Source organism: Candidatus Woesearchaeota archaeon (genome assembly GCA_016187565.1).
GTDB lineage: Archaea > Nanobdellota > Nanobdellia > Woesearchaeales > JACPJR01 > JACPJR01.
Genome location: JACPJR010000026.1, coordinates 99188 through 113152 on the forward strand (window position 1 = coordinate 99188; position 13965 = coordinate 113152).

Annotated in this window: 14 protein-coding genes; 4 read left to right on the forward strand and 10 right to left on the reverse strand. The window is 39.9% G+C overall.

What is annotated here, in order from left to right; all coding sequences use genetic code 11:
- Position 1 precedes the first annotated feature (1 nt).
- From HYW21_07230 to HYW21_07260, 7 genes are all read right to left on the reverse strand, one after another.
- Entirely contained in the window at positions 2-3508 is a 3507-nt protein-coding gene (locus tag HYW21_07230; protein MBI2549114.1) for a hypothetical protein, read from the reverse strand.
- A 37-nt stretch (positions 3509-3545) separates the two neighbouring features.
- The gene (locus HYW21_07235; GenBank protein MBI2549115.1) at positions 3546-4424 is read right to left on the reverse strand and encodes a hypothetical protein; all 879 of its coding nucleotides are present in this window, start codon (positions 4422-4424) and stop codon (positions 3546-3548) included.
- Positions 4421-6055 (reverse strand): hypothetical protein, encoded by a 1635-nt coding sequence (locus HYW21_07240; GenBank protein MBI2549116.1) that lies wholly within the window; start codon positions 6053-6055, stop codon positions 4421-4423. The genes HYW21_07235 and HYW21_07240 overlap by 4 nt, the downstream gene beginning before the upstream one ends.
- Positions 6042-6803 (reverse strand): hypothetical protein, encoded by a 762-nt coding sequence (locus tag HYW21_07245; protein ID MBI2549117.1) that lies wholly within the window; start codon positions 6801-6803, stop codon positions 6042-6044. Before HYW21_07245 ends, HYW21_07240 begins: the two co-directional genes overlap by 14 nt.
- Positions 6804-6915: 112 nt before the next feature.
- Positions 6916-7353 (reverse strand): hypothetical protein, encoded by a 438-nt coding sequence (locus tag HYW21_07250; protein ID MBI2549118.1) that lies wholly within the window; start codon positions 7351-7353, stop codon positions 6916-6918.
- The gene (locus tag HYW21_07255) at positions 7350-7577 is read right to left on the reverse strand and encodes a hypothetical protein (GenBank protein MBI2549119.1); all 228 of its coding nucleotides are present in this window, start codon (positions 7575-7577) and stop codon (positions 7350-7352) included. The genes HYW21_07250 and HYW21_07255 overlap by 4 nt, the downstream gene beginning before the upstream one ends.
- A 226-nt stretch (positions 7578-7803) precedes the next feature.
- Positions 7804-8064 carry a PQ-loop repeat-containing protein gene (locus HYW21_07260; GenBank protein ID MBI2549120.1) on the reverse strand — a complete coding sequence of 87 codons (261 nt, stop codon included), beginning with the start codon at positions 8062-8064 and terminating at the stop codon, positions 7804-7806.
- Positions 8065-8402: 338 nt separating this feature from the next.
- Between HYW21_07260 and HYW21_07265 the strand changes: the two genes are divergently transcribed.
- The 4 genes from HYW21_07265 to HYW21_07280 are packed head-to-tail and all read left to right on the forward strand — an operon-like array spanning position 8403 to position 10554.
- The gene (locus HYW21_07265) at positions 8403-8630 is read left to right on the forward strand and encodes a winged helix-turn-helix transcriptional regulator (GenBank protein ID MBI2549121.1); all 228 of its coding nucleotides are present in this window, start codon (positions 8403-8405) and stop codon (positions 8628-8630) included.
- The gene (locus HYW21_07270; protein ID MBI2549122.1) at positions 8627-8956 is read left to right on the forward strand and encodes a hypothetical protein; all 330 of its coding nucleotides are present in this window, start codon (positions 8627-8629) and stop codon (positions 8954-8956) included. The genes HYW21_07265 and HYW21_07270 overlap by 4 nt, the downstream gene beginning before the upstream one ends.
- Positions 8953-9639 carry a hypothetical protein gene (locus tag HYW21_07275; protein ID MBI2549123.1) on the forward strand — a complete coding sequence of 229 codons (687 nt, stop codon included), beginning with the start codon at positions 8953-8955 and terminating at the stop codon, positions 9637-9639. The genes HYW21_07270 and HYW21_07275 overlap by 4 nt, the downstream gene beginning before the upstream one ends.
- A gap of 33 nt (positions 9640-9672) precedes the next feature.
- Complete coding sequence (locus HYW21_07280) at positions 9673-10554, forward strand: phage antirepressor protein (GenBank protein MBI2549124.1); 882 nt, start codon at positions 9673-9675, stop codon at positions 10552-10554.
- Between the two features lie 104 nt (positions 10555-10658).
- On the opposite strand, the gene HYW21_07285 is transcribed toward HYW21_07280, so the two are convergent.
- From HYW21_07285 to metG, 3 genes are all read right to left on the reverse strand, one after another.
- On the reverse strand, positions 10659-11030 hold the full coding sequence (locus tag HYW21_07285) for a hypothetical protein (GenBank protein ID MBI2549125.1): 372 nt from the start codon (positions 11028-11030) through the stop codon (positions 10659-10661).
- 109 nt (positions 11031-11139) lie between these two features.
- Positions 11140-11595, reverse strand: coding sequence for a hypothetical protein (locus tag HYW21_07290; protein MBI2549126.1), 456 nt, complete (start codon positions 11593-11595; stop codon positions 11140-11142).
- A 77-nt stretch (positions 11596-11672) separates the two neighbouring features.
- Complete coding sequence (gene metG / locus HYW21_07295) at positions 11673-13829, reverse strand: methionine--tRNA ligase (protein ID MBI2549127.1); 2157 nt, start codon at positions 13827-13829, stop codon at positions 11673-11675.
- Between the last annotated feature and the right edge of the window lie 136 nt (positions 13830-13965).

Here is a 13965-nt window from a genome sequence, read left to right on the forward strand (position 1 = left end):
CTCACCCTGAAGGCCCAATGTCTGGCCCTCCACCTTCTTCTCCTCCTTCTTGATCTTCTTCACGCTTTTCAAGGGCATCAAGGACTTCCTTGACATCTTCTTGGCCACAGATATCATCTTCTCCTTTGAACATGTTCTTGAAACTATCTGCTTTAAAGATTGATGCAATATTGTTGGTGTAGCTTTCATGATCGGCAAAGGTCATATAGGAATCAAAAAGAGCACAGCCCATGTTGGTGATGGTCATGGGATTCTCTAAGGTAGATGCCTTACAGACCGGCGTACTTAGTTGCGTATTATAGTCAGCACAGACAAATCCTCGAGCCTGTTGGATTGCAAACGCCGTAGGATGGTTAAGAATGGTTTGCACCCACTCAGCCATTCGTTCAAGGACAAGAAAGGCACCAAAGCTGCGGGCAATACTTCCCCAGGTATAGACACATTGCGCAATCGCTAATCCTTCTTCACAACTGGCAAATCGCTGTAATCCGCTCTTGCTCTGCTCAGCCATACAATCAACATAGGCACATTCAAGTTGCTGTAGTCTATTGAGATGGTAGATAATGCCAGGCACACAAAAACAGCCAATACTTACAATAATACTGTCCTCTGGCCGTGGATATGCAGAAAAGGCATTTCGTAGATCTTCGGTAGTAGGAATGGGTCGTACATTCTTTTCTGTCCCTGTTTTTTCCTGAGCGGAGTCTGTTATTTGTTTATCAAATGGTAAGAATGTTTCAGGGTCAAAGAGATAATCACTTCCAGGAAATCTGTTCCATGTATACCCCTCACTGTCAACTTCCCCACCCCAGAGATTCGTTTGTGGATTAGGATCACATTGCGCACAACTCACCGCAGCACAGGCCTGTTTGAGAAACTTACCTCCACCTGTTGGTTCACCAGATGACTCTTTTCCAAATAATTTTCCAATGCTCGTCAGTTTCGTACTCTGAATATTACACATAATCTCATTATACTTGTCCCAAAGGTTTTGTGCAGCCGGAGGATCAAAGGCATAAATAACCCCGCTGATGGCATAGACAACTGCTCTGGTCTGGGCCATGAGTTTGTACAGTGCAGACAGTACACCTTCCAACTCGCAGATATTATTGAGAATGGTAAAGAGTTTATTGAGCCCATTGACCCATTCTTGCCCTGCACGAACCCAATGCCTATGTTCATTAATCTTGTCCAAAAACGCATCATCAACACTATCTAAAGGAACATTATAGATCTGGACCGCAAAACTCACGTTCTCAAGCTCTGGATTTCTCAGAGCCTGTTCTTGATAGATATAGTCGAGGTAGAAGATACAATCAAAGGGAACCTCTGGGCCGATCTCAGAGAAATCCGTTGTTTTGAAATCAATCCGCAATACTGCAGTCCATTCGTCTAAGGAAGGATCATATACCGGATCAGCATAGAGATAGGGCTCGTCAGAAAATTCAGAGGCGTAATTACATTGTTCTCTGACGACTGCCTTGAGATCATCTCCGTTAATGCTTGCTCCTGCTTTCTCCCTAAGATGCACGACGGCAAATGCCTTCAGCGGAAAGCGTTGCGCAGTTAATGCATCTAATTTGTAGTTGTCCGGAATAAAGGAAACCGTGTTGGTAAAATGGTCAGGAAATTCCTCAGTAGAAACACCATAGATCCTGAGCGTTGTTTCTTGGGTTGCCGTGTTGCCCACCATATCACTGATAGAAAATTTCACACTCACCTCTCCGCTTGTTGCTCGTACATCAGTAATCGTCCAGGTACAGGTTTGCGTATTGTTAATGGTCTTAGGACTGCATTGATCTGCAGGGATCTTAATCGCTCCTGGTTTAATCCGTGAAAAATCTCCAGAGGTAGTACTGCCATCTTCAGCTACCTGACTGTGGATTTCTTCAATCTCGGCAGTAAAGAGTAGGGTATCACCATCCTTAAAATAGTCCTTTCCTTCATCGGTTGCTACGGTAATGCTGAGAATTTCTGGTGGCGTTTCATCATACACGAAGCTTCCTCGAATTTCGCCTTCAATAGGATTACCAGCATCATCCTGCGAAGGGGTGGTGAGAAAGATATCAACCGTTCTTCCACTCACTAAGGAAACTCCCTTTCGCAGATTATACCAACGGCAGCTCCAGAGTTCGCCTGCTGCCGTGCAATCATTACTTCCAACCCGTTGCCAGGCGCTTCCCATAAAGCCACTTAAATCTACGGTTACATAATGCACCTCTTGATTATTGATGCTCATGGTCTTGGTAAATCCTGCGCCAGGAGATTGCAGGACTATGGTAAGATTATTGCTATCAGGTCCTAAGAAACATGCCTCGTTAATGCACATGCCGCTTTGAATTCCCAAACCTTCAGGTCCGCTATCATCAATGGTAAAGGTGACGGTCTGTTCTGCAGCGACGTTATTCCCTCCAACATCAGTCAGATTAAAACGCAAGACAGCACTCTCGCTGTTCATCTTCAAATGGATGCGCTCAAAGGTACAGGTGTAGGTTTCTTCACTGGTCTCACAATCAACCTGGATTCCTGCGCCACTATTGGGAAAGGGAATTGCTTTATAGCTCTCGGCAAAGCTTCGGTCATCATTAAGATAAGAGAGATCAGCAATACTTTCGACAAGATTTTCTTCCCTAAAGACGACTTCAACATCAACGACTTGTTCTCGGTTCCCTTCTAAGGAGATGTATCGTACTTCTTCGCCAGACTGATCATCCAGTATGCTAACGCTTTCCAATGCAGGGTCCTCAAGATCAATAGTATAGCGTATATGATCGCTCTCGGTTGCTTGACTAAAGAGATCATAAACTCTAACGTACAGATCAGTTTCTCCTGAGGTAACACCGTCAAGAACAAGCCCGGTTGCATAGCTGCAATTTTGGGTATTGGGACGATCAAGACCAACAACATCACCATTCGCATAGATCTCAAGATACGAAATGCCTGTACATTTTCCTTCACATTCAGGATCTTGGCATGCAGTATCAGCAACAGAGATATTTGCTGTTACTTTTTTGTTTCCCTGGGTGATATTAAAGAGGGTTATGGTTGGAGGAAGCTCTTCAGGATAGACCATAACAGGACCAAAGACATCAAGCGGATCACTGACACCGGGAGTAAAATAATAAAAGGTAAATCCATAGGGATCCTCAGGAATAAAACTGGAGTCCGTACACGTACATTCTTGGCCAACAACAGTTGGGCTGGAATAAGCTGCACAGGAAGTACCTCCATTACAAAAGTTGCGACCAAAAACAACATTGTTTACCTTAATCTGGTCTGGCTCAACAGTATCATTGGTTTCAACAATGACCTTGTAGGTTAAGATATCATCTTGGCGATGATATTGAGCAGTGCCATCAATACCGGTTACTGTTGCATTAAAAATAGTGTTTGGTTGAGCAAAAATCGGCGTAATCAAGGATAAACTGATGACTAAGCTTGCCATCAACAAAGCTATACTTTTTTTGAGATCTACGGTTCTTGTGAAATCCATGATCCTTAGGGGCATAAATAAGTTTCTCCTCAAAAATCTTTGGTATCTTTGGTTATGATGGTTTCATCATGTAGGGGTAGGCTTGTGAAAAATCCTCAACAGCCATCATGATATTCATCTCCTCAATGCGGATGGGTAAGGGTAACTTAAAGACATAAAAGGTTATCTCTTCCTGAGCCAGCATCTCCTTGGTAATGGTAATGTTCCCGACAGCACCTCCAATAAGTGCAGGGTTTAAGGTTATGGAAGGAACCGTTACCTTTTCCTCGTCTCCAAGACAACCAAATATATTGGCGAGGATCTGCAGAGCAAAAATAACGCTTACAATGGCTATGCCAATAGGACCTGCTGCAGCCAAAGGCGCTGCAATACTTGAAAGTACCGGGATAGAGGCAGCGGCAAGATAGCTTGCTCCGACACTAATGCCTGCTGCAATAGCTGCATCTTTTGCCGTATCACCGGTCTGTTTCCATCCCCCACCAGTCAGACCTTTACAGTAGGAAATCTGATATTCAGGAATGGTCACATTTTCATACAACAACAACTGTGCTTCCATGCGATAAGTCCCAGGAATGAGCGGAACAACAACCGTCTTATTTTTTTCATCGCCTTTTTTAATCACATACTGTTGAAAAGGAGCATCGCCAGGGTCAGTGCTTATGCGTTCCAGTATCAATAACACTTGCTCTGCTCTTTCGACAGGGCTTGTTTCTGTTGCCAATAATTGCCGTCGTTGTTCTAAGGTAGGGGCTTGCTGCAGCGCGTAGATATTATCAAAGTCTCTTTCCTTTAAAACAACATTCTGGTAATCAAGCGGCTCAAGGTCTACGGTAATTGGCTTCGTACTCAGAAGGGATGCCGTGGTCACGGGCAAAAAAAACAGAAGGAGACAGCAACAGAGAACACTTATACGCATCAGTAACGGTTTCATTGTTCAACCACCACCGAAAGCTCCTCACCTATCTTCGTATCAACGACCACTGAATAGTCAAGATAATCCTGCTTGCTCATGGTGAGGACACCATTTAAGCAGACAGGTAATTGTTTGGTTATTCGTGCTTTTTCTTCATCGTCAAGAGAGGTCACTCCAACAAAGAGGCTGCGTGCGCCACAGGCATACATGACCTGAACACCGGGCAATGCCTGTTTTGTTTGCTTATCCCGTGTTTCAATGGTCACATTGCCACTCAATCGTTGATTCCGCTGGTCAAAGAGGGATTGTTCTCCTAACAAAGGCTCTCCTAGTTGATAGTCTGTAGTAAGTGCCCAGTTATCACGAATGTTTGTTTCTATGGCAAACTGGAAATGATATCCCTGTCCAGCAAATGCATCATCATCACGTAAGGTTACTAATACCGGGAAGCTCACATCATATGAAAACTCATACCGCTGGATAAATACTTGGAGAAGACCTTGTAAACTCTGCTGTGAGATCGTGCTTGCCGTGATAAGCTCACCTTCACGTGGCGTAATGTCAAAATAAACAGGCCACCCTAAATAAAAGAAATCAACGCTATAGGGATAGGGCTTTTCAAGAATCGTGATGACGAACATATCGAGAACACCCTGTTGTTCATTCGTCAAGACCGCGTTATTTTCAACACGGTATCTTCGATAACCAGTCGTGTTCGGAATCTGGATGGCCTGGATATAGTTGGGCAAAATGAGCTCTTCGATGACCTCTTGAACTTCAGTCTTTATCCAAGGTGCTCGTATGCCGCCAGGGCCAAAGGTTGTGGCAGCAAAGGGTGGCAGAGGTTTTTCCACACCAGAATACAATGCAATAAGGTTTAAGGTAACGTCCTCAATATATGCCCAGGCAATCTCCTCATTCACGATTTTTGTGGAAAGCTCGTACATTGCAAAGAGAGGAACATCGATAATACTAATGAATGCATCAAGATCATAGATTTTTTCTCCACGCTGTACGGTTAAGGGGTAGGAGATCTCGACAACCACATCCTTCTGCGTCACTATGGTTAAGGGTTGGATATCTCCTGTTTCGGTAATCACCATGCCTTGTTGGGCAAATGGTTTAAAGTCATCAAGGCAAGCAGGTAGCTCTCGTTGTATCCACCGATCCAATTGTGCTTCCATGGACTTATCGTTTGACGTTCTCATTCCTTCTTGTTGCGTGCTTTTAAGCAAAGGTCTTCCGCGATCAGAAAACTGACAATCCTTGGTACAGTCATTCCTGCTTTTCAGGTACCACCAGTATGGTACACGTAAGGGACCAAAATCAATAAGCTCTGACTCTGTTGGTACAGAAGAATAGTGAAAGCTGCTGCCGCTTAAGGTTTCATCAGTAAGACTAATCCACCCTCCCTGCATACCCATAATCTTCAAGCCCTTCACCGTAACATCAGTAACACAGTTCTCCACATAATCCTGTATTGGTTGCACTTCGGGAGGAACCTTTACTTCTTCTCGTACGGGTGGTTTATATTCGCTGACTCTGGACTTAATAAAAAAGATAAGGAATGAGGAAAAAATCAAGAGGAGTCCAATAAGCAAAAAAACCGTTACCTGTGCTTTTCTTCCTCTTTTTTTATTTGATGGCATTGTAGCAGGTAAATTTGTAAAACTCTGATTGAATTTCATTACAGGCTGTTTGTACGTTTTCATTATGACGGTGGATTAAGGCAACGGTTACCAGGCATAGATCGTTCTGTTTTTCTCGTGTTAAGCATACTACCTTTGCTTCGGTAAAGTCAAAGCCTTCAAGTTCCTGAACGATTTGATCGATGTTTTTGGTGAGCGAGAGATAAAGGCCAATGGCTGAGCTCAGAAGGATTAACAACATGATACATCCTATGACAATGATACTGTGGGCAAAGAAAACATCCTTGCGTTCAGGAGAAAAATATGTTTTCTTAAGGAAATAGCTTCTCCTGTTGTGGACATACCAGAGCGTAAGTCCATTGAGAATGACGGTAACAAGCAATGCTCCAAGAATCAGTTGTTCCATAAAGCCAAAGATACTGAACTTTAAGAATGCTACTGAGATGAGTGAATTCAGGACGCTGAGGGAATAGAGAACAAAAGCCAAATAATAGGACCATGATTTTTGTTCAGCAATACCATACACCAGCACGGCAATAATGACGGTCGTAAGAATATTGACGTCTCGTGCTGCATTGCCAATCAGCATTTTGCCTGCAAGCATGGTGCTGGGCACGTAGATCGCTAAGAAGAGATAAAATACTCCAAGAATAAGAGAATAAATGATCAGCACTCGGACTGCATACGGCCTCTCTTTTTTAAAAGGCTGAGCTACTTTTTCAATCTGCCCCTTCCTCTCTTTTTTCATTCGCAAGGATTAAAAGAGAACTTCTTTATAAAGTTTTTCTTATTTTTTCTCGTTGTTTTTGTTGAAAAATCAATTTTTTGGATCTCAAAACATTAATGTGCCGCGTAGGTAACTATTTGGTTTTTTCTTTTTCTTCAGGAAAAAACAGTTTTACAATATGCTTTGTCTTAAAAACTCTAACTTTATTCTGTTTTTCAAGATGAGGGTCATCTGACCACATCTTAGAATTTTCAATGCCAAAAGCAGTTGCCAAGAAAACAACATCATCAGGATCAATTTTTCCAAGAAGTTTATCAACTTCTTCTATTTTAAGCTTAATCTGCTCTTCTGGGACTAAAGTAATATGCTTTAGTAAATGATTTAACAATTCTGTATATTCTTCTTCATTCATTCCAGATTTTTCTAGAACTAAATCTTTATACTTCCTTATCTCGTGGAAAGAAGATTCTGGATAGAAAAAGTCCCAGCCAGACTCAACAATAATCTTTCTTACAGTAGAATCCCTAATAAGACTAGCAAGAAGGATATTAGAGTCAATGACAAGAATCATCTTCTTAGACCGAGTTTTCTTGCAACTGCACTATCTACTTTATTAGCAATTTCATCTACATCTTTTTGTGTTAATTTACTCTTAGCAGTTAGTTTGTCCATAACATCTAAATCTTCTATCTTCTGGGTTATAGTTTTTCTAACTACTTCACTCCACCTAATCTCAGAGTGTTCTCTCATTCTTGTGTGTAAATCTTCCGGTATTGCTAATGTTATATTTGGCATGTTTTATCACCTTATGTGGATAGATGTGATTACACATATATAAACCTTTCGCTAAGTTTTCGTAAAAACGTCCTTTCGTCAGTTAGGAAACCCCCGTTCTCGTTGTTTTTGTTTAAAAATCAATTTTTGGGATCTCAAAAAACGTATGCGGATCGCGGTTATGCTCCTCCGTTAGGGCAGAGTTCGAGTTTTGGCGTATCGAGGACGAAGAGTCATTCCTTGCTGCCTATTTAGACCTAAAATAATAAAGATACAACATAAATACAGAAGTTAATATATTTAGTGTAAATAGAATATTATTATAGAAATCTCTAACCTCAATGATATTATATATCAACATGAATCCATTTCCAATTACCCAACACCAAATCATTAAAGCACTTAAACCTTTTCGGGTTTTTGTCTTAACCTGAGTGTAGATTTGTGGTAATACAGAAAAAATTATAAGAATATTTCCCAAAATTGCTACAACAGAGAGCATTGTCATAATACCTAACTTACTGAATAGTTAATAAATTTTTCGTTAAGCGGGCAAGGAATTATTGAACATAACACATACGCCCGGTGTTATGCTCTCCGTCGGTTACGAAGTCCCAACGGATTTCGACCGAAAAGTAATTTTGAGAGGCGTTCTATCAACGGAGCGAACAGCGACTTTCAAGAACAAGAAGTAACGGGGACAATTTTAATTCATCCAAGGCAAAGCCTCTTCAAGTTAATCTATTTTAGGGGAGAGTTCTGTTTCTACAAAATTTCATCGGAATATTTATATAGGAATTATGCCTTGGCTTATGATATATCACAGTTTACGGGGGAGTTTCGCTAATGATTAATACAAAACAAAAGATACTAGAATTTCTAAAAAAGGCAGATTGGCCTTCAACAACAGAAGACATAGCAGCAGAAGTTAAAGTATCTTGGAATACAGCACAAGTGCATCTTCTAAAAATGGTTCACGAAGGAATTCTAAAATATAAGAAAGTCGGAAGACAAAATCAGTTCTGGCTTAATGAAAGTTATGAGAAATACTTTAAGATAGTGGATAAAAAATGATAAAGGAATACAAACAATTAAGTTTAGTCAAACCACGAACTGGAATTATAGCAAAAATTTGTGGAATATTCTTAATTTTATTAGGTTTTATAATATTTCTAACAGGAGTAATAGCCATAATAACTATTATAGGTATATTTTACACATTTGGCGCAGCACTAATAGCTTATGCCTTAGGGTTACTTGGTCTTAGTCTTTTTTTTGGATTAGTTAAGGCAGAATGTCCTTATTGTGGAGCAAAATTAAAAATTTTGCCATTTCGCCATTCGCTTAGATGTATTAGGTGCTTTAATTTAATATTGCTTAAATGGAAAGATGAAAAATGATTGAATCAAAGAAATTTAAACAGATTGATATAGAATTTTCTGAATTTTGTAAAGGCGTTAATAATAAAAATGAGTATCAGCAAGAAATATTTTATCTTTATGAGCAGGCACTTAAAAATATTAAAGGAGGGCATTTTGAGATTGCAATGTTTATACTATGTGTTATAATAGAATCAATTGCGTCCAAAAAGAACTATAATGAATACAAAACTTTTGATGAATGGTTGTGTGATGATAAAGTAAGAATAGACGCTTTTACAAAAGAGCTTAAAAGTTGCACTTCTGCTAAAAATATAATCCCAAGATGGTATGAAGAATATAGAGATACCTATGGGTCAAGAAAAAATTTTGTGAAGCTTATTGTAACTACTTATAAGAATCTCAATACTGCCCCTAGTTTTATGAGATTGAAGGTTGAAAAAGTGAACGGAGTTAAAACTTCAACTTTGAGAACAGAAGGGTATAAAGATGTGAATGAATTATACATAGAATTTGAAAAATCTATAAAACGCCTTTATGATAAGTATAGAAGCCCATTTGCTCATGAAGGAAAATTCTTAAATTTTAATGTAAGAATCATGACAAAAGTAGGCGGTTTCTCAGACCCAGAATCAATTTCACTGCATGATATTGCTAAAATGGTATTGGATGTTATGAAAAACAATGTAATATCTCTATCTTAATTTAAGTTAATGAATATATAAGAGCGATACAAAATGGAAGAGCCTGCCAAAGACAAAGCATTAGTGGTATTTCAGAGCAAGAAAATCCGAAGAACTTGGTTTAAAGATGAATGGCATTATTCTTTGGTTGATATAGTCCAAGCTTTAACAGATAGTGTTAACCCTACTGACTATCTAAAAAAATTACGTAAAAGAGATGAAGAGCTTGGAGGCTACCTAGGGACAAATTGTCCCCATGTAGAAATGCTGACTGAAACAGGTAAAAAGAGAAGCGTTCTTGCAGGAAATACAAAGGATGTTTTTCGGCTTATCCAGTCAATTCCAAGCAAAAATGCTGAACCATTCAAGAGATGGCTGGCAGAGGTAGGGAAAGACCGAATTGATGAAATAGAGAATCCTGAACTTGCACAGGAAAGAATGAAAGAGATTTACTCTGCAAAAGGATATCCTCAAGATTGGATTGATAAAAGGTTAAGGGGTATTGCAATAAGGCAAAATCTGACTGATGAATGGAAAGAAAGAGGCATTGAAGAAAAAAGAGATTTTGCTATTCTTACAGCAGAGATTTCTAAAGCCACATTCGGAATGACTCCAACTGAGTACAAAAAGTTCAAAGATCTGCCAAAACAATCAAAAGCCAATCTAAGAGATCACATGAATGATTTAGAGCTGATTTTTACAATGCTTGGTGAACGTATGACAACCGAACTTTCACAAGATGAAAAACCAGAAACTTTTGATAAGAGCAAAGATGTTGCCAAAAGAGGCGGAAAAGTCGCAGGAAATGCTAGGATAGATGCTGAAAAAGAATTGGGTCGTCCAGTAACAACTAGACAAAACTATCTTTCTATAACAGATAAGAAGAAGAAACTCCCCCATAAAAGTAAGGAATTAGGGACTCCTTATCTATTGTAAGATTGTCCCCCATCAAAAATATAAAATTTCTGACAAAATTAGTTTCGTATAACAAAGCGATTGCGTGTTATGCGCATCGAGTCCTACGAAGTGGAGCGAAGGTTTTATGACGGAACGATTTTTTGGCGTAATGTGGTCTTAAAGAATTCTTCTAGATATCTCTCAACTTGGTTACCTTCTGGAGTGTTATATACTGGCAAATGCTGTATGTGCGTTGGAATACCGACAGTTTGCTGCAAATATCTAAGCAAAGCCACGGTATAAAATGATTCCAAAGCAACAAGTTCTGGAAGAGTTCTTGATGATGTTCTATCACCAGAAATATCATGATGAATACAAGTTATAATACCTGTTAATCGGTCTTCCAAATACCCAAGTACTTTTTTTTCAGTCTGGAAAGGTCTCCAACTTCTTGCGCTTTCATAAACTGATGCAATGAGGCCTTCATTTAAGGGTTGCATTACTAAATCAGCCATAGTATTTGTAAGTTTTTTTCGCCTAACATCGCGCGCTGTTATGTGGTGAGCCTGCAAGGCGAACGAGGGAGCGATAGCGACCGACAGTATGACGCAGGACGATTTTTCTTTAAACATTTGAATTTATGAAGGCTAACCAATCCTTAATGCATTGATCTGCTACTTCCAGCACCCCTATAGGATGACCTAACTCCCAAAGGTCAATGCCAAGCTTTATCTTCCCATCAGTTATGTGGTCAACAAATCTTGTTATTGGTGTTGACCTTTCTATGGTAACAAATCTATTTTCTGATTTATATCTATCAATCGATTGGTGTTTTTGTTTATTCGCAAGATTTCTACACAAAGATAAACTGTGTTTTGATTTAACGTAATGATGTACCCCACTCTTGTTAAACCCGCTTTTAATTAACCAATCACTGAGATGATAACATTGGATGAAAAAAGAAGTACAATCATCAATTGCATCTGCATAATTTTCATCAGTGATTTCTGAATAATCATTAAGTCTTTCCCTAAGTCTCATTATTCTTCTGAGTTGTTCTTCATAAATTTTTTGAATCATAAATCAAATTAAACTACTTATTTTAATAAATCTTGCTCAAGAAAAATCGTCCGAGTAATATTGCACATAACAACCTATTAACGAATGCGTGCTCCATCCTTCACGTGTTCAACATGACAGATCTCTGTGCCTGCTTTCAGGGGCTTTCCGTTATAGTGCACCGTAGCGTTCTTCACGGTTAAGGCTACCTTGGTGAACAAGTCAAGCGTTACTTCTGTTGCAGGTTTCTGAGAAATTCCTTCAACAAAGATACTTGTACCGGGTGTTGTATGACTAACAGTCACGATACCAAGATTTCCTTCGTTGTCTTCTCCTGCTAACAGCATTCCTTGGCTTTCCACCCCTCGAAGCATTGCAGGCTTCAAGTTCGCGATAACAACAATGTTCTTTCCCAAAAGCTCTTCTTTGGTGTAGGCAGTTTTAATGCCCGCAACAAGTTGTCGTTTTTCTGAACCAAGATTAATCTGTAATACATAGAGCTTATCTGCCTTTGGATGATCGTCGACCTTTAAAATCGTAGCAACACGAAGATCAAGGTTAGCAAAGGGATCTTGTGATGCAGGCGGTTGAGAGGTAGGAGATGAAGATTGTGATGACGATGTCGACGACGGTTGTATCTTTTGGATAAGAACCTTAACCTCTCCTATCTGATGGTGTTCAAGTTTTGTTGCAAGATCCTGCCAGGTAAGCACTCCACATCTCAACTGTTTTTGAAGTTCTTGAGAAAATACCGGCAAGATCGGCTGTACGAGAATGCTCAGATCCTTCACCAGGTTAACCGCATTCGTAATAACCTCTTGCGTTTTTTCCTTATCTGTTTTCATCTGCTTCCATGGCTCTTGCTCCTGAAAATATTTATTACCAAGGGCACTGAAATGCAGAATTCCTTTAAGAGTATCATTGAGGTTTACTTCTGCATAGCTCTCAGTAATTTTTTTGAGGTTATCTTCTCTTTTCGTTGCCAGTTCTTCGGAGAAATGAACCGTTCCTATGTTTCCTCCAAGCGAATGCTGACAGAAATGCAATACTCGATAACAAAAATTTGCAATGTTGGCGACAAGCTCGGTATTTATACTCTGTTCAACATCAGCAAAATCAAGATTGATATCTGCCATTTTCTTGCTGAGTACTCGTGCATAATAAAAGCGTAAATATTCAGCAGGATATCGCTCAAGGAATTCACGAGCAGTAAAAAACGTCCCCCGTGACTTCGACATCTTTTGGTCATTGACCATCAAAAAGCCATGCACAATGATTTGCTCTGGTAACTGAAATCCAGCTCCCATCAGCATGGCTGGCCAGAATAAAAAGTGGAAGTAGATGATGTCTTTGCCGATGAAATGGATAATCCGTGAGTTGTTCCATCCTTGCTCAGCTTCTTGGGTCTTTTTGTGTCTGGCATGGGCATAGGATGCAATATAACCAATAGGGGCATCAAGCCAGACATAGTAATATTTGTCTTTCTCGCCAGGGATAAGAAATCCAAAATAAGGTCCATCTCTGCTGCAATCCCAATCCTGTAATCCTTCATGAATCCAATTCTGCACATAATGGATAATCTCTGGCTGGAGTCTCTTATTAGTGGTGAGCCAATCATTGAGTTGTTGTGAAAATGCACTCAGCTTGAAGAAGTAATGGGATGATATCTTTCGTGTAGGTTTTTGTTTGCAGATCACACAGTAAGGCTCAAGGAGATCAACGGTTGTGTAGGTTGCATGGCAATGCTCGCAAACATCTCCGTACTGGTCAGGGGCTTTACATTTAGGACAGGTTCCCTTGACATACCTGTCAGGCAAGTTTCGTTGGCAATAGGGACAGAAGGTTACTTCTACATCTTTTGTGTAGATATACCCTCTTTCTTTTAACCGGGTAAAAATAAGATCGCTAAAGTACTTGTTTTCAGGAGAATGGGTAGTATAGTAGGAATCAAATTGAATGTGAAATGCCTGAAAATCCCGTTGATGCTCTTCTCCCATGCGAGCAATAAGTTCTTCTGGCGTGATCTTTAATTCATCTGCCTTAATGGCAATAGGTGCTCCATGGGTATCATCAGCACAGCAATAGACAACTGGTTCTCCTGTACTCCGTAAAAATCGGACAAAGATGTCAGTCTGGATGTACTCAACTAAATGACCAACATGGATACTTCCATTTGCATAGGGCAAGGCGCTCGTTACAATAAGAGGCGTTCCTTTTCGTGCTGGTTTTAAGGGACGTGATGATCTTGTTGTCATACTACGCGATTGAGACCAAGGATATATAAAGATGTCGGATTCCATGAGTATCACCCCAGAGTAGCTAGCAGAAACCAGGGTACTGCGAACAATTAATCTCCAAAAACGTATATTAATCGCAACATTTATATACTAG